Origin of the sequence: Gallaecimonas mangrovi (genome assembly GCF_003367375.1) — a bacterium.
Lineage (GTDB): Bacteria > Pseudomonadota > Gammaproteobacteria > Enterobacterales > Gallaecimonadaceae > Gallaecimonas > Gallaecimonas mangrovi.
The window spans coordinates 747108-766903 of record NZ_CP031416.1; the positions used below are offsets into that span (position 1 = coordinate 747108).

Genomic DNA, 19796 nt, shown 5'->3' on the forward strand with positions numbered 1-19796 from the left:
GGTGCTCTACTTGCTGAACCGGCTTAATGCATTACTGGGTAGCGCTTTTCATCGCCAAACCCCGTTTATACAGTGGTATCTCAACGCCAAGGTGCCACAGATCCGCTATATCGCTTTCCTCACTGCCTCGCTCTACGTCATTTATGCCTTTTTGGAAGTCGACCTGACCCTAAGCCACTCGGCGCTGCGGCTCTGGTTTCATGCCGGTATCGTGCCTGCCATGTTGCTGCTGATTGGCCTGTTGAGCTTTTTCCCGGCCATGCATGGCTGGATGCGGCTACTGCTGGTACTGGCCCCGGTTGGGGCTGTTTTTGGCAACCTTTATCTCAATGAAGGCTTTCGCTACAGCGCGGCTTTTGCGCCAGAGCTTTACCTTAATATCGTTTGGACCTTTGCTATTTCCGGGCTGCCACTATGGTATGCGCTGTTGGCGGCCACCTCTTCGGTGACGGCTATTGTGGTGGTTTTTATCCTCCACGGTATCGATGGCACCACCGAAGGTTTTTCCTTGCTGACCCTGTTTTGGATAGCAGCGGCTTATCTGTTTGGTTTTGTCAGTGCTTATATTTTGGAGTCGGCTTACAAGGCGCTTTATCGCCAGCAACAGCAACTGCATCACTCGGCCAGTGTTGACAGCCTGACCGAGCTTTGGAACCGCGACAAAATGACCCAGCTGCTGCGCTCAGAAAAGGCGAACTGTGATAGCGAAGAGGGCCTCACCATGTCGGTTATCATGCTCGATATTGACTATTTCAAAGAGGTTAACGACACCTATGGCCATGGTGTCGGTGACAAAGTATTAAGCAGCTTTGCCGCGCTACTGAAGCGCAATGTACGCCAACAAGACCAAGTGGGCCGCCATGGCGGTGAAGAGTTTTTTATTCTGCTGCCGCAAACTAACGTTGAGCAGGCTTTTACCGTTGCCCAGCTACTTCGCAATAAAATTAACCACCTTGAGTTTGAAGATGTCGGTAATAAAACCGCCAGTTTTGGGGTGACCCAGTATTGGCAAGGGGAAACCTTGTCGCAGCTGTTAACCCGCGCCGACAAGGCTCTTTACAAAGCCAAGGCAAAGGGCCGTAACTGCATCGAGGTGGTGTAAAACATAAAAAAAGCCCCGCCAGGGTGGCGGGGCAAGGAGTCGTGCCTGGGTTAATCGGCCAAGGCCGCGCTACCAAAAACGGGCATGCCGTTTTCATCCCAGCGTAGCGGTTTAACGAAGGTGTGACGGTTAGGATCCCAGAGCGGATCGCCTTCGATTTCGGTATAGGTGCGGGCGTGATAAACCAGCAGATCGCTGCCATCTTCACTGACGGTAAAGCTGTTATGCCCCGGGCCAAAAATGTTGTATTCAGGAGCACTCCCCAACACTGGCTGCTTGGATTTATGCCAGCTTGCCGGGTCTAACAAATCACTGTTTTCATCGGCCCACAGCAGGCCCATGGCGTAGTTTTCGTCGGTGGCGCTGGCCGAATAGGTAATAAAGAACTTGCCGTTTTTGTGCAGGACGGCGGGCCCTTCATTCACCATGAAACCGCGACATTCCCATTCAAACTCTGGCACCGTTAGCAGCACCGGCTCGCTGGCAATGGCCCAGGGCTGGTCCATCTTGGCGATATAAAGGTTGGAGTTGCCGGGAATGTCATTGGCTTTTTGTGCCCACAGATAATACAGCTGGCCGTTATGGCTAAAGGTGGTGGCGTCCAGGCAGAAGGTGTCGATGCCGGTATCAATTTGGCCCATAAACTCCCAGCGCCCGGTCAGTGGGTTGGCGTCTTCTGAGCGAATCACATACATGCGGTGCTGGAACAGGTTGTCTTTGATCTCGCGGCTGGGCGCCGCTGCAAAGTAGACATACCAAGCCCCTAGGTTAAAGTGAATTTCCGGTGCCCAGATAAGGTCGGAATAGGGGCCAATATCGGGTTTGTGCCACACCATTACCGTTTCAGCGTTTTTGAGGCCTTCAATGGTTTTAGCCCGGCGCAGCTCGATGCCGTCGTAGGCTGGCACCGAAGCGGTAAAGTAGTAATAACCATCGCTGTGCTTGTAGATAAAAGGATCGGCACGTTGTTCGATGAGTGGGGTCAATACAGTCACGTTGGCTCCAAACTTACTTAGCATTCATAAACTGGCGATTGTCGACGGCAACCGCCTGCTCTTCGGGGGTGTCATCTTCGAGTACGCCCTTTTTAATTTCCTGATAGAAGCTGTCGGTGATTTTGTAGCGGTACATCAGCGCGCCCATCAGAAAATGAAACACACCGGGAATAACCGACAGCATCAGGGCAATACCGTTAAGGGTATAGGCGCTTTGTGCCTGGTCTGGTTGGTAATGAAAAAAGGTCAGCAGGCTACCGACCACAAAGCCCGCAATACCCATACCGGCTTTTTGGCAGAAACTGATGCCACCAAAGGCAAGGCCTGATACCCGTTTGCCGGTTTTGGCTTGGCCGTAATCAACCGCTTCGGCAATGGCTGACCAAAATACCGGTGCGTGCAAGTCCACCACCAGCGACAGCAAAAAGTAAATAACAAAAGCCAGTACTACATCTTGTTGGCCAACGGCAAAGTACATCACTACCGAAATCACCGCGACGGCAATTTGGCTAATACGGAACAGTTTGACCTTACAAAAGCGCTTGGTGATCCAGGTGGACACCACCATGGCCAAAATCGCCGCCACCACCCCGGTAGACATAAAGGCCGACATCATTTTGGCATCGCCACCCAAATAATATTTGGCGTAGTAAGCGGCAACCGAGCCACGGATCACGTAGCCGATGGTGCCGACAACACAGACCGCACAGAGCACCAGCCATTGGTCGTTTTTGCGCAAGATAGCCAGTTGTTCAAAAAAGGGCTTTTTTTCTACCTTGTGTTCTACCCGCTCGGTGGTGGTGAAAAAGCAGAATAAGAACAACAAGGTTGCCATCAGCGCCATGATGCCCATGGCAGCCTGATAACCGGCGGCCATGTGTGCCTTACCACCCCAGTCTTCGGCCAGAATAGGCACGATAATGGTGACTAAAAAGGCGGCTATCTTTGCGAAAAATAGCCGGTAGCCATTGGCGGAGAGCCGCTCTTGGGGATCGTCGGTCAACACGCCGATGATGGAAATGTAGGGAATGGTGACCGCAGTAAACATCAGCGTCACAAAGATGTAGGTGGCGTAGGCCCAAACCAGCTTGGCGTTGTAGTCCCAGTCGGGGGTGCTGAAGGTTAAAAACACCGCTATGCCAAAGGGCACAGATACCACCAGGAAGTAAGGGCGATAGCGACCCCAGCGGGTGGTATAGCGGTCGGTTATCATGCCCATCATCGGGTCGGTAAAGGCGTCGATGAAACGCACCAACAGTAACAGCAAGCCAACGTCTGAGGCCTTCATGCCAAAGACATCGGTGTAGAAGAAGGTGATGATTAACATCATCGACGACATCACCACATTGACGGCCATGTCGCCGGAACCAAAGCCGACCTTTTCCAGTACCGACAGTTTCTGGGTTTTCACACCGCATCCCCCAAGTTGTTCTAACCAGTCGGCGCCTTATATAAATGCTGCTTTACGGAGCCGTAATGGTGTAGGGTTGATATTGTTAACGTATACGTAAGGTCGTATCGTATTACTTAATATAGTTGCACGCAAGCCTGCCTGCACAGCGTTCTCTCCTCTTCGCTTTGCACTCGAAATTCTCTTCTTTTTCTTTTAAATCAATGGCTTTGTTTTTATGTTTGGAAAAGGGTAGGTATTTTTGCTGATTTATTGCCTTGCCCTTGGCGTCAAGCTTTGGCTTTGCCTGTTTGTAAAATGCCGATAGACTGCCGTTGAATTAATAAATAATACAAATACCCATCTGGAGGTTTTATGCAGCCCCGACGCCACCTGGCTGGCGCCTTTATGGCGCTTGTCGCCTTGTCATTTAGCGGTTTGGCCAGTGCTAAGCAGGTCAGTATTCATGACCCGGCCATGGCTAAAGACGGTAACCAGTATTACCTGTTCTCAACCGGCCCCGGCATTACCGTTTATCAATCAAAAGACCGGCTGCATTGGCGGCTTGACGGGCCGGTTTTTAAACCCGAACCAAGCTGGGCTCGCACTGTCATTCCCAACTTTGCCGGCCATCTTTGGGCGCCGGATGTGCTGCATCACGATGGCAAGTTTTACCTTTATTATTCGGCCTCTGCCTTTGGCAAAAACACCTCCGCCATCGGTGTTACTGTGACTAAAACCTTGGATATCAACAGCCCTGACTATGGTTGGCATGATCAGGGTGTGGTGTTGCAATCGGTACCCAATCGCGACCTTTGGAACGCCATCGACCCCAATGTCACCATTGATGACAAAGGCACGGCCTGGATGGCCTTTGGCTCGTTTTGGGACGGAATTAAATTGGTCAGGCTCGATAGCAGCCTGACCAAAGTGGCCAAGCCGGAACAGTGGTATTCCTTGGCGCGTCAGGAGCGCCCGCCCTTTACACCACAAACCGCGGCTGGGCCGGGGGAAATAGAAGGCCCTTTTATCTTTAAACACAACGATTACTACTACCTGTTTGTGTCTTTTGGCCTTTGCTGCCGTGGCGTTAACAGCACCTACCGTATTGCCGTTGGCCGCGCCAAAACCATTACCGGCCCTTATCTTGATAAAAACGGTAAAGACATGAACCAAGGCGGCGGCACCGTGATGTTAAAAGGCAACAAAGCCTGGCCTGGCTTGGGGGGCAACAGTGCTTACCATTGGCAAGGGAAAGACTACTTGGTGTTTCATGCTTACGAGGCTGCAGATAATGGTTTGCAGAAGTTAAAAATTGCGCCTATCGAGTGGCGCGATGGCTGGCCCTATGTTGACCCTCATAACTTAGATAGCTACCAAAGCGTGTTAGAAAAGTAATAAAAAGCCCCGTTTGCCGGGGCTTTTTTATTGCATGTTTGCCCCTGTCTTTCCGCATTTACAACGCGTTTCAACTTATTGACGTTAACGGCATTCCCTAAAGGTTAACTTTGGGGTTGAAGCCTGTTGCCACTTCGTCTTACACTCTACCTTCATATAGTAATACAAATGATATATAGGTTTACGCTCGCGTTACCTTTGTTGGAGATTGGGGATGAAAGCCTTGATGCTGGGTTTGAGTCTTTGTCTTCTGGCCTGGACGGTTCAGGCGCAGCAATGGCAATTGACTAGCCCAGATAAGCAGCTGGTGGTGGATATGACGTTGGGTGCCCAAGGGCGCCTTAGCTATCAGTTGCGTTATCACCAGCAGGCCATTGTTGAACCCTCCAGCCTGGGGTTGCAGCTAGCCGATGGCAGCGATCTTAGCCAGGGGTTAACCTTGCTCGATGCCGGTAAAGTCACCACCGTTAACGAGCAATACGCCATGCTGGGCGGTAAACAAAGCCTGATTGATTACCAGGCGCTACAGCAGCGCTTTACCTTTAAAGGCAAGTCTGGCCCCAAGCTCGTTGTTACCTTTCGTGCCAGCAATCATGGCCTTGCCTATCAATATCGCCTGCAAGGGCGTGGCGAGCATACAGTTCGCCGCGAGATCAGCCACTTTCGCTTGCCAGCCGACAGCAAAGCCTGGCTGCAGCCACTGGCGGTGGCACAAACCGGCTACAAGAACACCAACCCCTCTTACGAAGAGTATTACCAGCAAGACATTAAGGTAGGTAAGAGTGCGCCAAGCCCGGCGGGTTGGGCGCTGCCGGCGCTTTTCAAAGTGAAAGGACAGTGGTTACTTATCAGCGAAGCGGGCATGGATGGCCACTACCCCGGCTCGCGGTTGGCTGCCAACAGCGCCGAAGGCGACTACCACTTGGCGCCGCCGATGAAAGCCGAGGTGTTTACCGGCGGCAAACGCTTAGCCAACGGCACTTTGCCTTTGACCTCACCTTGGCGCTTTATTGCCGTGGGCTCCTTGGCTGATATTACCGCTTCTACCCTTGGCACTAGCCTGGCGGCGCCACAACAGCTCAGTGACGTTAGCTATATCAAACCGGGGCTGGCGGCCTGGAGCTGGATCACCGGTAAAGACGACTCCATTACTTTTTCCATCCAAAAACACTACATCGATTACGCCGCCAAGATGCACTGGCCCTATGTGCTGATTGATGTGAACTGGGATAAAAATATTGGCTGGGATGGTTTGGCCAAACTTGCCCAATACGGCAAAGCCAAAGGGGTTGGGCTCTGGGTTTGGTATAACTCGTCAGGTAAATGGAATAACACCCTGTACAGCCCTAAAGGCAAGTTACTGACTCACCAAAGTCGCCAGCAGCAGTTTAGCCACTTAGCCAAGCTTGGCATTAAAGGCATTAAGGTCGATTTTTTTGGCGGTGACGGCCAATCCTTTATCCGCTATTACCTCGACATTTTACAAGATGCCACCCAATACCGGCTGATGGTGAATTTCCACGGCGCCACCATTCCCCGCGGTTGGCAGCGCACTTACCCCAACTTAATGACCGCAGAAGCGGTGCGCGGCGAAGAGATGGTGACCTTTTTCCAAGAAGCCGCCGACCTTCAAGCTAACCACATTGCCATGTTGCCCTTTACCCGTAATGTGTTTGACCCGGCCGATTTCACCCCAACCCATCTTGGGCCCTTGCCTGGCCTTAAACGCCGCACCACTCAGGGCTTTGAACTGGCAGCGCCGGTGGTGCTGGTCAGTGGTGTGCAGCACATTGCCACCTCGCCCGAGGTGATGGCGAGCATGCCCGATTTTGTACGCCACTATCTTTCGCAGCTGCCAAGCCACTGGGACCAAAGCCAGCTTTTGGCGGGTTATCCCGGCAAGTTGGCGGTATTTGCCCGCCGGCTTGGCCAGCGCTGGTATGTGGCGGCCATCAATGGTGAAAACACTGCGAAAACCCTGACTCTGGATTTGGGTTTTGTTAACGGGCAACAAGGGCAGCTGATCACGGATGGCAAGGCGCCTTTGAGCCTTATCCAGCAGCCGGTAACTGCATCAAAGCAAACGGTTGTGTCGCTAAAAGGCGACGGTGGTCTGGTCATGATTTTTAACCCCAAGCAACAGCACTGAGGCAGGAAAAGCTATGTCGGTAATGAAAGTGACCACCCTGAGTTGGCTTTTGATGGCCTTTGTGGCCGGTTGTGCCAGCCAGGCGCCCAAGGCCACCGCCAGCATCACCGCTAAAGATAAAGGCAGCTTTACCAATCCTATTCTGCCCAACGGCGCTGATCCTTGGCTGGAATACTTTGACGGCAACTATTACCTGACCACCACCACCTGGACGTCACAGCTGGTGATGCGCAAATCACCAACCCTGGCGGGATTAAAAGACGCAAAGCCAGTGTATCTGTGGTCTGAAACCAACCCCAGCCGCTGCTGTAACTTTTGGGCTTTTGAATTTCATCGCTTAAAAACCGCGGCCGGTTACCGCTGGTTTTTAATGTTTACCTCCGGCAAACAGGAAAACTACGACGGCCAGCATTTAAGTGTGCTGGAAAGTGCCGGTGACGACCCCATGGGCCCGTACAGCTATAAAGGCTCGCCGATGCCCAACAGCTGGAACATTGACGGCACCTATCTTCAGCACCAAGGAAGCCTCTACTTATTGTGGTCGCAGTGGGTGGGTGACGAACAGCGCAACTTCATTGCCAAGATGAAAAACCCCTGGACCATTGAAGGGCCGAAGGTGGTACTAACCCGGCCCATTCAGCCTTGGGCGCAGTCGGGCCGCAAGGTCAACGAAGGTCCCGAGGTACTCAAACACAATGGCCGCACCTTTGTGATTTACTCGGCAAGCTTTTGCGACACCCCTGATTACAAACTGGCGCAAATTGAACTGACCGGCGACAACCCGCTGGACGCTAAGTCCTGGACTTACGCCAAAGCGCCGGTTTTCACCAAAGGTAACGGTGTTTATGGCCCTGGCCACAACGGCTTTTTCATGTCCCCCGATGGCAAGCAAAATTGGCTGGTATACCACGCCAACAGCAAGTCAACACAAGGGTGTGGCCTTACCCGCTCGCTGCGTGCCCAGCCGTTTAGCTGGCACAAGGACGGTAGCCCAGATTTTGGTGAACCCGCATCCGAAGCCACCGTTATTAAAGCGCCTTCCGGTGAAAACGGCCCGCTCAAGGTGGTGCCGCAAGGCGCGCATTGGCAGCTAACCCTAGACGGTCAGCCACTGGCGGGAAGCAACAGCTGGGTAATTGACCCAACCCTCAATGGCTACTACCGCCTGGCCAACAGCCAGGGGGAATTCTTAACCGCAACCTCGTGCGGCAAATCGCTGCAGCCTTGGCAGAACCAAGCTTGCCAACAATGGCAACTTAGCACCGATGCCAAGGGCCACCTTAGCCTGCAAAGCCAAGCAGGTGGCAGTTCGCTTGGGCCAGTAACAGCCCTGCCTTTGGCACCGGTCGCCCTGGTGTCAGCGCAAAGCGGCAAGGTGGCAAGCCTTAATCATGGCCAATTAATACAAAGCGCCTTTACCCATGGCGGCGATCAACTGTGGCGCTTTAAAGCGGCTGCTGACGGCTTTGTTACGTTGGCGCCCGAAACCCGCCAGCAATGTTTAGCCGTTAAAGATAAGTCGCTGGCCGCGGGAGCTGCGGTGGTTATGGCGGGCTGCGGCGGCCCGCAAAGCCAATGGGCGCTGCATTTTAAAGATGACGGCAGCGTGCAGCTGATTAACCGGCACAGCCAGCAAAGTTTGGATTTGGCGAGCTGTGGTTTGGCTGATGGCACTGCCATTAATCAGGCGCCGGCCACCGACAGCCGTTGCCAACATTTCTTGCTACGTAAGCCGTAACCGTCATTTTTGTGTTTTTGTGAATAATGCCGGCATGATTGTGCATAAAAGCCACTTTATTTGACATTTTTAAAGAAGTTTTTAGATTGCTTAATAATTACTCATACAATATTTTTAAAGTGCAGTAACAAAAAACATTAATCCCGTAAAAAACGGGTAATCAGCAGAAAAATATGGGGAACGTTATGTTCAAGAGAAGTATGTTGAGTGCGTCTATCGCCCTCATCCTGGCTTCCCATGCCTTACCGTCATGGGCCGCAGACAAGGATACGAGCACCAAAAGTCAGACCGCACAAAAAGGTAAAAAAGCGGCTAAAAATGCCAATAAAAGGCAGGCCACTGACGATACCGAAGTGATTGAAGTTCACGGGGTTCGGGAAAGTATGTCCCGCGCTTTGGAACTGAAAAAAGACAATGTGCAGCTGGTTGATTCCATTGTTTCAGAAGACATCGGCAAACTGCCCGATAACAACGTGGTTGAAGCATTGCAACACGTTGCCGGGGTACAGGTTGGTACCCGCAGCGAAGGCGAGTCGTCGTCGGTATTAATTCGCGGCCTTGGCAACGTGGTGACCACCATTAATGGCCGTGACGCCTTTACCGCGGCCAGCCGCAGTTTTTCTCTGGCCGATATTCCCGCCACCATGCTGGCCGGGGTCGATGTTTATAAAACCGCGTCGGCAGACATGGTTGAAGGCGGCATCGGCGGCGTTATTAATGTGCGAACCCACCGGCCTTTTGATTTTCAGGGCAAGAAGTTTTCCTTTACCGGTAAGGGCACTTACTCCGATCAGTCCAAGTATTACGATCCGAACTTCAGCATGCTGATGAGCGACCGCTGGAGCAACGACACCCTTGGCGATTTTGGTGCCTTGCTAAACCTGTCTTACGTGCGCACCCATTACCGTGATGAAACCATCTGGAACGGCGCAGTGTTCCCGTACAGCAGCGACGGTACCGCTTTGAGCTATACCGCCGGTGAAGCCTTATCAACCACCGATGACAGCTACAGCTTGCTGCGTGACTCTATTGGCGCGGTAGATACCTACGGTGTGCGCGACCGGCCATCTGCCGACCTTTCCTTGCAATGGGCACCCAACGACAGTGCCAGTTATTACCTGGACGCCTTCTACACCGGTTATAACAACCGCGGCAACGCCAGCTATTTCTATACCCGCACTGACGCCACACCCACCGCCGATTATGACTATTTCCCTGGCACCAATGTGGTGTCGCACGCCCAAACCGAGGACCCCTTCATTCTGACCAGCTCGCAAGCGTCAGAAAACCACACCGACAACTATCAGTTGGCTCTGGGCGGTAAGTGGGTGATAAACGAGAAGCTCGATTTCGCTTCAGAAGTGGATTACCAACTGTCCAAATACGTGGCGTATTCAGAGATCCTTGATTTGTACCAAACCGGCGACAGTTCCGACGTTTACTTCAACGACGGCTCCGGTACGCCTTCCATTACCTTTGGCAGTGGCACCGACCTTACCAGCTACGACAACGTTTACACCGGTACCTATTTTGACGGCCGCAGCAAGTCGCGTGGCACCGCCAAAACCTGGCGAGGGGATTTCACCTATTACCAACCGCTGGGCATTGTTGAGAGCTGGAAGTTTGGCGCCCGTTACGACATTCACGACGCCATTTCTGATGCTTATCAGGTGTCCAGTGCTGATGAAGCTTGGCAGATCCAAGCCGATACCATTCCGGGCCTGTTAACCTTAACCCCGGGCGGCTTTACCTCTGGCGACAACGGTTCTTTCCCAAGCCAGTGGGTGACTGCCGATCCGGATTTCTTGTTGGATAACACCGGCCTGTTGCGCTCAACCCTTACCAGCTACACCGGTGAGCCGGATTGGGACCCAACCCAGCACTTTGATATCAACGAGAAAACCGCAGCCCTTTATGGCCAGGCCAATCTGTATACCGACATTGGCAGCCACTCGTTAGACGGTGTGTTAGGGCTTAGGGTGGTACAAACCCGGTCAGATCTAAACGGCTATGAGGTGGAAGACGACAGCGACGGTAACTCGGTTGCTACGCCAAGCAATATCAAAAACACCGACACCAACCTGTTACCGAACTTACAGTTGCGCTTTAAGTACACTGACGACCTGCAGCTGCGCTTTAATGCCAGTAAAACCATTACCCGCCCGGCCTTTAGTGACCTGAACCCGGCGCTAACCTTGACGGACCCTATCGAAGGGGAAGTGCCCACCGGTTCGGGCTCTGGCGGTAATGCCAACCTCAAGCCCATGGAGTCAGTGAACTTTGACTTGGGGGTTGGCTATTACTTCGGTCAAGGCTCGGCGGCTTATGCCACCTTGTTCCACCGTAATGTCGACGATTGGATTGTTACCACCACCACCAACCAAACCATTAACGATATTACCTACAGCGTTACCCGTCCGGAGAACGCCGGTAAAAGCCGCATGCAAGGGTTGGAGCTGGGCTTGCAATATTTCCCAGAACACCTGCCGGGCTGGCTGCAAGGTTTTGGTATTCAAACCAGTTACACCTATATCGACGCCTATACCCGCAGTGCTGATACCGGCGAGAAGGACGACATGACCAATGTCTCTAAAAACTCGGCCAGTGCGGTGTTGGTTTATGAGCGTGGCGACTTCTCGGCGCGAGTTTCACAAACCTGGCGTTCTAAGTACCTAGTCGGCACCAATGCCACCGGTTCCATGCCCATCGATATTATCGCCAAGCCACAGGCTTTCACCGATATGTCAATGAGCTACAAGGTAACCGACGGCTTAACGGTGACCCTGGATGCCACCAATATCTTTGGTAATGGCTACAAAGACTACTTTGAGGATGACACCCTCTATAACCGGGATACACGCAGCTATTCCACCACCTATTCGCTGGGCTTTCGCTACAGCATGTAAGGAGCATGTTAGGCGGGGCTAGCCCCGCCAACGAAAAGATTTTCTCTCATTTTTGATTCGTTTTTAGGGCTGGATTTGGCCCTGAATTTAAGTTCTCTCCGTAGTTTTTGAGGCTTTGGTTTCCTATTGGATTCCAAAGCCTTTTTTTGTCTAAAGATCCTGTTTAACTAGATGAAAAAAATAAGAATAAAATGTTGAAAAAATAATATTCATACAATAATTTTTAACCTAGCAGCAAAGAAAATCGGCAGGCAAAGACCTGCTGTTAACAATCCTGTTGGGGGAACATCATGTTCGAGAAAACCAAGCTCAGTGCCGCTATGGCACTGGTGCTGGCATCTATGGGGTCGCAAGCCGATACCAATGATGCGCAGCAAGCTGTAGCACGCAGTACTTCACTGGCTAAGCAGCAAGAGAAAGGTGAAGATAAAAAGGCTGAAAACAGCAAAAAAGAAGATGACACCGAAGTGATTGAGGTCACCGGTATTCGTGGCAGTCTTAACAAGTCCATGGCCATTAAGCAGCAAAGCGTGCAGGTGGTGGACTCGGTGGTGGCCGAAGACATCGGTAAATTTCCAGATAACAACCTGGTTGAAGCACTGCAGCGGGTGACGGGGGTGCAAACCACCGACCGGGGCGGCGGCGAAGTCAGCACTGTGACTATCCGTGGCTTAACTGACGTTACCACCACCGTGAATGGCCGCCGCATTTTCACCTCTACCGGCCGGCAAGTGGCGGTGGCAGATATTCCGGCGGCACTGTTAAAAAGCGTAGATGTTTATAAAACCCGTGGTGCCCACCAGCTTTCCAGCGGCATTGCCGGGCAAATTGATATTCACACCCAGCGCCCTTTTGATTTTGAAGGCAGCAAGTTTGTGGTGGCGGCCCGGGGTGTGTATTCCGACCAACCAGATAAAACCGACCCGGTTATTAGCGCCTTGGCCAGCGACCGCTGGAGTACCAATGCCGGTGACTTTGGCGCCCTGATTAACCTGTCTTATGCGCGCACTCATTATCGCGATCAAAATGTCACGCCAGGGGCGGTGGTGCCTTTTCGCGCTGATAACTTAGAACGGTTGTTCTCGGGCTGGCCGCAAGGGTTAGATAACGGCCTGCCAAATGCCGCCGGTTCGACCATGGATTTAACCGACGGCGACGGCAATGTGACCGAAGCCGACGTGCCTTACGTGCTGTCCCGTGACGCCATTTTCGAGAACGACCTCAATGGTAAGCGCGAGCGCCCGGCCTTTAACTTGTCATTGCAGTGGGCGCCCAACGACAGTTCGCAATACCTGTTTGAGGTGTTCTACAACGGCTATCGCAACGAAAGTTTTAACTCGATGCTGTTTAGCTATGTGGACTGGTGGGGCGACTTGGACCCTGACGCCCCCATCACCTATTACCCCGGCACCAATGTAGTGAAGTCGCGCATTGTTGGCAGTCCAGCGGTGTGGAGCAGCGGTGATTATTCCAAAAGTAAAACCGACAGCTACGTTTATGCCCTTGGCGGTGATTGGGACCTTACCCCGGCACTGAAAGTAAAATCGGAGCTGGTCTATCAAACCAGCACCTACAAAACCGACTTTATTGCCCTGCGCGCCAATGCCGTTGGTGTGCCCAATGTGGCGGTAGACTTTAACGCTGGCAGTGGTTTGCCGTCCTGGCAGTTTGTTGAAGACGACTACAGCACCCAGGTGGATTTGACCTCCCTTGATTGGAACCTGGCGCAAATGTACGACAACGGCGGCAAGGACGAAGGGAACTCCATCGCCTGGACCTTAGACGGAGATTACCTGCTGGATGTCGGTATCTTTAACCGCCTTAAAGCCGGGGTTCGCTTTGAGCGGCGCGGCGCCAAAAGCAAGGCACGCGGCGTTGATGGTGACTTGTCGGCCAGTAATATCGCCCTTAATGACGACATTACCTATGTAAACCCCAGCTTCTTTGACGGTGAAGCCGACGTGCCCAGCGGCTGGGTGGTGGCCAATGGTTACACCCTGCATGATCAAGAGTCCTATTACCGCAGCCTTTACGGTTTTGACGATAGCGACCTGACCTTGAAAAAGACCTTTGATGTAACCGAGAAAGACTATGCGGCTTACATTGAAACCGACTTTGATACTGACTTGTTCGGCCACCGGGTAGACGGTGAGATGGGGCTGCGTTACACCAGAGCCAGCACCGACATGACCTTCTACAGCTACCTGAGTGATACCGACCCACTGCTGGCCACGCCGCAAGATGCCAGTAACAGTAACAGCAAGTTGCTGCCCAGTTTTATCGGCCGCTTTTACTTTACCGATAACCTGATGGCGCGTTTTGCGTATACCCAAACCCTACGCCGGCCCGAGTTTAGCCAGCTAAACCCCTACATTACCTACACCAAGGATTTAACCGGCAACCAAGTTGGCACCGCTGCTGGTGGTAACCCTAACCTCAAACCGGTGGAGTCGAAGAACTACGACTTGTCACTGGAATGGTATTTTGGTGAAGGTAACGCACTTTATGGCACCTATTTCCGCCGCGACATTGAAGGCTTTGTTTACGACTCGCTGCGCAAGGTCACTTACACCATGCCCGGTGAAAGTGACTCCTATGACTACATCTTGAGCCTGCCGGACAATGCCTCGAACGGTAAGCTTGAAGGGGTGGAAATTGGTACTGTTTATTTTCCAAACTACCTGCCGGCCTGGCTTGATGGCCTGGGTATTCAGGCCAGTGGCACCTTCCTTGATTCCAGTCAGGATGTGCCGCAGTACGACTCCACCACCGGCGAGAAAACCGGCAGCATTAGCCGCGATATGTTCGGGGTGTCGAAAACCTCCTACAGCGCTGCGCTTATCTACCAGCATGGCCCGATGGACGCGCGGCTGTCGTATGTGTGGCGGGATAAATGGCTCAACAGCTACGAAGCGGCGCTCTTTGCTAACCCGCGGGGCATTTACCGCCGCCCTGAGCAAAGCCTGGATTTTCAGCTGAGCTATAACGTCACCGACAACCTGATGGTGACCTTTGATGCCACCAACCTCACCAAAGAGATTTACAAGGCCTATTATCAGGACCAAGACATCTACAACTTCTCTAACTCCTTGTATAGCCGCACCTTTGCGTTGGGGGTGCGCTACTCGCTGTAAGTTGTCCTTTCTGCTGATATTGCCCCGCCTTGGCGGGGCTTTTTTATGAATTAAACCAAGGTTATTGCTAGCCGAAGCCGCAATTGGGCCATTAAGGTAACAGGGCAACAACACCAGGAGGCAAGATGCACAAGCATATTCGGGTGATAGTCAACGGTAAAAGCGCCGGCGAAGAACGCTTTCGCCAGCTGATTGAACGCACCCGCCAACATGGCCATGAAGTGTCGGTCCGGGTCACGTTCGAAAAGGGCGATGCTGAGCGTTTTGCCGCCGAGGCCTTGACTGTGGACGGCCTAGATACGGTGGTGGCCGCTGGCGGCGATGGCACCCTTAACGAGGTGCTGCAAGGTTTGGTTGCAAAGGGGAAGCCCGGCCCGGCACTGGGGCTGTTGCCGATGGGAACGGCCAATGACTTTGCTGGCGGGGTGGGGATCAGTGATAGCGACCTTAATAAAGCCATGGCGGTTATTTTGCAGAAAAAACCGCGGCTTATTGATGTGGGCCAGGTCAATGGTCGCCATTTTATTAATGTGGTAACCGGCGGTTTTGGCTCTGAAGTCACCGTCAATACCAACCCCGATTTAAAACAGTGGCTGGGCAAGTTTTCTTATCTTCTGACCGGTATCGGTAAGCTGTTTGAATTTAATCCCATTGAAGTCACGCTGACTAACGGCGATACGCACTGGCAAGGGGCCTTAATGGCGCTTGCCGTAGGGAATGGCTGGCAGGCTGGCGGCGGTATTCGTTTGTGCCCCGACGCCAAGCTCGATGACGGCTTGCTGGACATCACCTTGCTGCCTCACAACCGTAAAGTGGGGCTTTTGGATATGCTGGACGCCTTGTCCCGCGACGGATTGGCCGGGCATGAATCTTGGGTAAAACGCTTTAGCGCCAGCGAATTTACCTTAACAACCGAGGCGCCGCTGCATATCAACCTCGACGGCGAGCCAATGAAAGACAGCCAATTTCAATTCAAGGTGTTAAAGCACTATATTGGTTTTCATTTGCCCTGATAGGAATGCCTGTGCGCCGCCTTGTTTTGCCCTTGATGTGTTTACTGGCGATGCCGCTGTGGGCCGATAGCTTTGCCGATGCCCTTAGCGAGCTGGAAATTCAGCACGGCGGCCGCCTTGGCGTGGCGGCTTTTAATAGCGCCGATGGCAACAGGTTGGCTTACCGGGCGGACACACGTTTTGCCATGTGCAGCACCTTTAAGGCGGTGCTGGCAGGCGCCATTTTGCAAAAGGTTGATAGCGGCCAGCTTAAGCAGCAGAGCCCTGTGCGCTATGACGCTTCTGAGCTGCTTGATTATGCGCCGGTGACACGTTTGCATCTGGCCGATGGGCAAATGACGGTGGCCGCCCTGGCTAAAGCAGCAGTTACCTTAAGTGACAACACCGCCGCTAACCTGCTGCTAAAGGTGATAGGCGGGCCTCAAGCGTTAACCGCCTTTTACCGTCAGCTTGGCGATAGCACCAGCCGCCTGGACCGCTTTGAGCCATCTCTAAACAGTAACGAACCGGGTGATGTACGTGACACCAGCACCGCTGCGGCCACGCTGCATAGCTGGCGGCAATTGTTGCTGGGTAAAGCGCTTTTGCCTGCTTCTCGCCAGCAATTGCTGCGCTGGCTTAAAGACAGCCAAACCGGCCAGGACCGCATCCGGGCCGGTTTACCCCAAGGCTGGCAAGTGGGCGATAAAACCGGCAGCTGCGAAAATGGCGGCACCAACGATATCGCCATTGTCTGGCCGGCCAATACCCCGCCTTACCTACTCGCCATTTACTACAGCGACGGCTTAGGCAGTAGCGCCCAGAAAAACCGCGTTCTGGCCGAGGTAAGCCGGCTGGTGGCAAAACGCTTTACCCCTCGGCCTTGAAAGACACCTTAACCCTGAGCCCTGGCTTGGCGTCTTCGAAAGTAATAACGCCTTGATGCACTTCAACAATTTGCCGACATATCGACAAACCAAGCCCCAGCCCTTCACTTTTGTTGTCCAGATACTCAGCCGGTTTTGCCATGTCCTGGCGCTGGCTGGCGCTTAAGCCCGGCCCATTATCAATAACCGCAAAGCCTTGGCCGTTAAGGTGTAACTGCACCTGGCTTTGCGCCGGGCAGTAACGCAGGGCATTTTGCAGCAGGTTGTCCACTAGAACCTGCAACAAGGTGGCGTCACCGTTGACTAGGCAAGGGGCCAATTTCCAGTTAAAGGCGATGGCTTTATCACCAAAGCGGGCCTGGTAGCGGGGCAGCAAGGTGCTGAGCTGTTCACCTAAATCCACGGTTTTAAAGCGCTGTTGCCAATGGCCCCTTTCAATGCGGGCCAGGGTCAGCAGCTGCTCTACTACCCGCGCTAGCCGATCACTTTCCTGGCGAATGGCGGCTAAATCCGGGTCGGGGCTGGCGAGTTCTATTTTCAAGGTTGTCAGCGGCGTGCGCAGTTCATGGGCCACGCTAGAGGCAAAGCGTCGCTCGCGGTTTAGCACCTCATCTACGCCCAAAATCAGTTGGTTAAGGGTGTTTTCCAAGGTGCGGATCTCCTCGGCTGAGGTGTTTACATTAAGCGGCGTTAGATCCATGGCGCTGCGTTTTTCAAGCTGCTGGGCAAGGCGCGTTAAGGGCTTTAAAAAAAGGCTCAATAGCAGTACCAACAGCACCAGGCTGATACTGCCGCCCAGCAGTACCGGGCTTAAAATGGCCTTGGTTACATCGCGAAGAATTTGTTGGCTTAAGTCGTCACGGCGCAGCAGCTGCACCACCAAATCACCGTGCTGCAGTTGGTAGCCATGCCAAAGATGCTGCTGAAAATAACGGCTAACAGGGCCACTGCCTTTATGCTTGAGCGGCAAATGGTGGTCAAGGTTACTGGTAACGTCTTTGTCGCCTTGGTAGAGGTTAACCCACAGCGTGTCTTCGTTTTCACTGCGCAAGTTTTGCTGTAAAAGCTGCTCTAACTGGTTGCCGGTAAAGGTGGTTTTGGAGGCAAGCATCGCCAGTAACTGGCTTTGGTGTTTAAGGTCAGCCTGCAGCACCTCTTTAAATTCGTTATCGGCGGCGCGGTAGGTGGCAACAATCCCCAAGAGGCTCGACAGCACTATGGTTAGCCCCAGCAGCAGTGCTAGGTGGGTGAGTTTAAAGGTCACTGGTAACCAGCTTGTAGCCAAAGCCCCAAACCGTGGCGATGCGGGCTTTGCCCAGTTGCTTACGCAGCGCATGAATATGCACTTCTAAGGTGTTTGACTCCATTTCATTACCCAGGCCATAAAGCTGGCGCATCAGCCGTTCTCTGGCCACCGCCTTGCCGGTATTTTGAATGAGTACAGTCAACAGCTGCTTTTCCTTCGGGGAGAGATCTAGCGGCTTGCCGGCCAGGGTGAAATGCTGCTGGTCCGGTAAATAAATTAGCGAACCGGCGCTTAGCATTGGGCTGGCACTGCCCGCCTGGCGGCGCAGGGTAACGCGAATGCGGGCCAGCAGTTCTTCGGGTTCAAAGGGTTTGGTGAGGTAGTCGTCAGCGCCGGTATCCAGGCCTTGAATACGTTCATCTAAGCCGTCGCGGGCCGAGATAATCAATACCGGCGTTTGCCAGTTTTGCTGGCGAAGTTGTTTCAGCCACTGCACGCCGTCGCCGTCTGGCAGGCCTAAATCCAGTAGCATCACATCATACTGATTGGCCGCGACAAACTGCTGGGCCTGTTGGAGGTTTCTTACCCAATCGACCCGGTAATGGCCGCTAAGCAGTTTCAGCAGGGACTGGCCCAGTGCAATGTCGTCTTCCACTAACAACAGGTACATAAATACATCTCCAATGACTGCGTGGAGTGACCCTTATAGTGGAAGGTTACCGCAAATAGCGTTATTCGGGAAAACCGGCAAAGTGGGGGCTGGCCAATGCCGCTTCATACCAGGGCGCCTTTTCGGCCCAGAAAATATTGTCTTCAGGCGTGATGGCCGGGGTGTCATCCAGGCAACCGGCGGGCACCACCAGGGCTTTACCTGAGCCCGACACATAGGGCAGGGCGCTGCCGCAATGGCGACAAAAGGCATTACTGATGGTGCGCCCTGGCACATCATAGCGACTCACAAAATCGCTGCCTGTTAGCCAGTGAATATTGTCCGGCGATGTAAAAAGGTTGGAAGCATGGGCCGAGCCGGTGGCCTTTTGGCACTGGCTACAATGGCAAAGGTGAAATTGGCTAAAACGATTTTCTAGCTCGAAGCTGACTTGGCCGCACAAGCAACTACCGTGGATCATCTGTGTTGTCCTTAACGAAGCGAAAGTATGGTTAGTTTTACACCTGCGTAGAAGTCTTCGCTATATGAAAATTACGACTTCGTTGGATAGAGAGAAAAATGGTTGAAGTCTGGTAATGTAAGTGGAATTGAGGAATCATCCTTAATTTCATTAATTAGATGATTCATTGCGTTTTCTAAGGCGATTTGTTCGTTAGTTGGTGCTGTTGAAAATAGATTTCTGCTAGAAATGCTGTTTTCAAAGTCCTCGGTTAGTCTGTATGAATTGGTTTTAATCCCGTGACTGTATAAGTCTACGGTGATAACCCATTGCCCTTTCGAACCAGTTGGTAAAATAAAAAGAGTAGCCGCTGAAACGAGCTGATTAGCAACGTCTTTTGCTTGATCTCTTGATTTTTCAGCTAGTTTGATATCGAGAAGATATGGAGAATCGTGATATTCATCTATACGTTTAAAGGCTCCGCTAGAATTTAGAGCGATTACTGCTTGCCCTTTGAGCATACTAATTCTTAATCTTTGTTCCGGGGTGGGAGTTTCTGGTGTTGGATATTCCACTTGGACCCTTGTGGCCACGAACTGCATTTTACTTTTTGGAGTAAAAGTATTGGTTGTTTGATTATGTCCTTCATAATGGTAACTGCTTTTGGTTGGGACTGTAGAACAAGCAGTTATTAGAATTGAGATGAAAATTAAAAAGCAGGTGCGGATCATGTAAGCCTCATACTTTCAT

The 19796-nt window shown here is 52.5% G+C and carries 14 protein-coding genes; 8 read left to right on the forward strand and 6 right to left on the reverse strand.

Annotated features, from left to right (window positions below):
- Position 1 precedes the first annotated feature (1 nt).
- On the forward strand, positions 2-1102 hold the full coding sequence (locus tag DW350_RS03535; RefSeq protein ID WP_152032931.1) for a GGDEF domain-containing protein: 1101 nt from the start codon (positions 2-4) through the stop codon (positions 1100-1102).
- Between the two features lie 50 nt (positions 1103-1152).
- Here DW350_RS03535 and DW350_RS03540 read toward each other — a convergent pair whose 3' ends face one another.
- Entirely contained in the window at positions 1153-2097 is a 945-nt protein-coding gene (locus tag DW350_RS03540; RefSeq protein ID WP_192954797.1) for a glycoside hydrolase family 43 protein, read from the reverse strand.
- Between the two features lie 13 nt (positions 2098-2110).
- Positions 2111-3454: an MFS transporter gene (locus tag DW350_RS03545; protein ID WP_336406998.1), complete on the reverse strand. Its 1344-nt coding sequence runs from the start codon at positions 3452-3454 to the stop codon at positions 2111-2113.
- Positions 3455-3862: 408 nt separating this feature from the next.
- Between DW350_RS03545 and DW350_RS03550 the strand changes: the two genes are divergently transcribed.
- From DW350_RS03550 to bla, 7 genes are all read left to right on the forward strand, one after another.
- Positions 3863-4885, forward strand: a complete 1023-nt coding sequence (locus tag DW350_RS03550; RefSeq protein ID WP_115717551.1) for a family 43 glycosylhydrolase — start codon at positions 3863-3865, stop codon at positions 4883-4885.
- A gap of 214 nt (positions 4886-5099) precedes the next feature.
- Positions 5100-7034: a glycoside hydrolase family 97 protein gene (locus DW350_RS03555; RefSeq protein WP_115717552.1), complete on the forward strand. Its 1935-nt coding sequence runs from the start codon at positions 5100-5102 to the stop codon at positions 7032-7034.
- Positions 7035-7047: 13 nt separating this feature from the next.
- The gene (locus DW350_RS03560; protein WP_115717553.1) at positions 7048-8772 is read left to right on the forward strand and encodes a family 43 glycosylhydrolase; all 1725 of its coding nucleotides are present in this window, start codon (positions 7048-7050) and stop codon (positions 8770-8772) included.
- Between the two features lie 185 nt (positions 8773-8957).
- Positions 8958-11678, forward strand: coding sequence for a TonB-dependent receptor (locus tag DW350_RS03565; RefSeq protein WP_192954798.1), 2721 nt, complete (start codon positions 8958-8960; stop codon positions 11676-11678).
- A 290-nt stretch (positions 11679-11968) separates the two neighbouring features.
- Positions 11969-14812 carry a TonB-dependent receptor gene (locus DW350_RS03570; protein WP_115717555.1) on the forward strand — a complete coding sequence of 948 codons (2844 nt, stop codon included), beginning with the start codon at positions 11969-11971 and terminating at the stop codon, positions 14810-14812.
- A 125-nt stretch (positions 14813-14937) separates the two neighbouring features.
- A complete protein-coding gene (gene yegS, locus DW350_RS03575; protein WP_115717556.1) occupies positions 14938-15825 on the forward strand; it encodes a lipid kinase YegS in 888 nt (295 codons plus the stop codon).
- A gap of 35 nt (positions 15826-15860) precedes the next feature.
- Positions 15861-16691, forward strand: a complete 831-nt coding sequence (bla, locus tag DW350_RS03580) for a class A beta-lactamase (protein ID WP_419178347.1) — start codon at positions 15861-15863, stop codon at positions 16689-16691.
- Here the strand turns inward: bla and DW350_RS03585 are convergent.
- The 4 genes from DW350_RS03585 to DW350_RS03600 form a co-directional block, all read right to left on the reverse strand.
- Positions 16675-17955, reverse strand: a complete 1281-nt coding sequence (locus tag DW350_RS03585; protein WP_192954799.1) for an ATP-binding protein — start codon at positions 17953-17955, stop codon at positions 16675-16677. The genes bla and DW350_RS03585 overlap by 17 nt on opposite strands.
- Positions 17945-18607 carry a response regulator gene (locus DW350_RS03590; protein ID WP_115717559.1) on the reverse strand — a complete coding sequence of 221 codons (663 nt, stop codon included), beginning with the start codon at positions 18605-18607 and terminating at the stop codon, positions 17945-17947. The genes DW350_RS03585 and DW350_RS03590 overlap by 11 nt, the downstream gene beginning before the upstream one ends.
- Before the next feature lie 61 nt (positions 18608-18668).
- Positions 18669-19067 (reverse strand): GFA family protein, encoded by a 399-nt coding sequence (locus DW350_RS03595; protein ID WP_115717560.1) that lies wholly within the window; start codon positions 19065-19067, stop codon positions 18669-18671.
- 71 nt (positions 19068-19138) lie between these two features.
- On the reverse strand, positions 19139-19777 hold the full coding sequence (locus tag DW350_RS03600) for a hypothetical protein (protein WP_152032932.1): 639 nt from the start codon (positions 19775-19777) through the stop codon (positions 19139-19141).
- Positions 19778-19796: the final 19 nt, after the last annotated feature.

Coding starts and splice junctions, on each gene's coding strand:
- DW350_RS03565 (WP_192954798.1), top strand. CDS start 8,958: ATGTTCAAGAGAAGTATGTTGAGTGCGTCTATCGCCCTCATCCTGGCT.
- DW350_RS03560 (WP_115717553.1), top strand. CDS start 7,048: ATGTCGGTAATGAAAGTGACCACCCTGAGTTGGCTTTTGATGGCCTTT.
- DW350_RS03545 (WP_336406998.1), bottom strand. CDS start 3,454: ATGGCCGTCAATGTGGTGATGTCGTCGATGATGTTAATCATCACCTTC.
- DW350_RS03595 (WP_115717560.1), bottom strand. CDS start 19,067: ATGATCCACGGTAGTTGCTTGTGCGGCCAAGTCAGCTTCGAGCTAGAA.
- DW350_RS03555 (WP_115717552.1), top strand. CDS start 5,100: ATGAAAGCCTTGATGCTGGGTTTGAGTCTTTGTCTTCTGGCCTGGACG.
- yegS (WP_115717556.1), top strand. CDS start 14,938: ATGCACAAGCATATTCGGGTGATAGTCAACGGTAAAAGCGCCGGCGAA.
- DW350_RS03600 (WP_152032932.1), bottom strand. CDS start 19,777: ATGATCCGCACCTGCTTTTTAATTTTCATCTCAATTCTAATAACTGCT.
- DW350_RS03570 (WP_115717555.1), top strand. CDS start 11,969: ATGTTCGAGAAAACCAAGCTCAGTGCCGCTATGGCACTGGTGCTGGCA.
- DW350_RS03550 (WP_115717551.1), top strand. CDS start 3,863: ATGCAGCCCCGACGCCACCTGGCTGGCGCCTTTATGGCGCTTGTCGCC.
- DW350_RS03590 (WP_115717559.1), bottom strand. CDS start 18,607: ATGTACCTGTTGTTAGTGGAAGACGACATTGCACTGGGCCAGTCCCTG.
- bla (WP_419178347.1), top strand. CDS start 15,861: ATGTGTTTACTGGCGATGCCGCTGTGGGCCGATAGCTTTGCCGATGCC.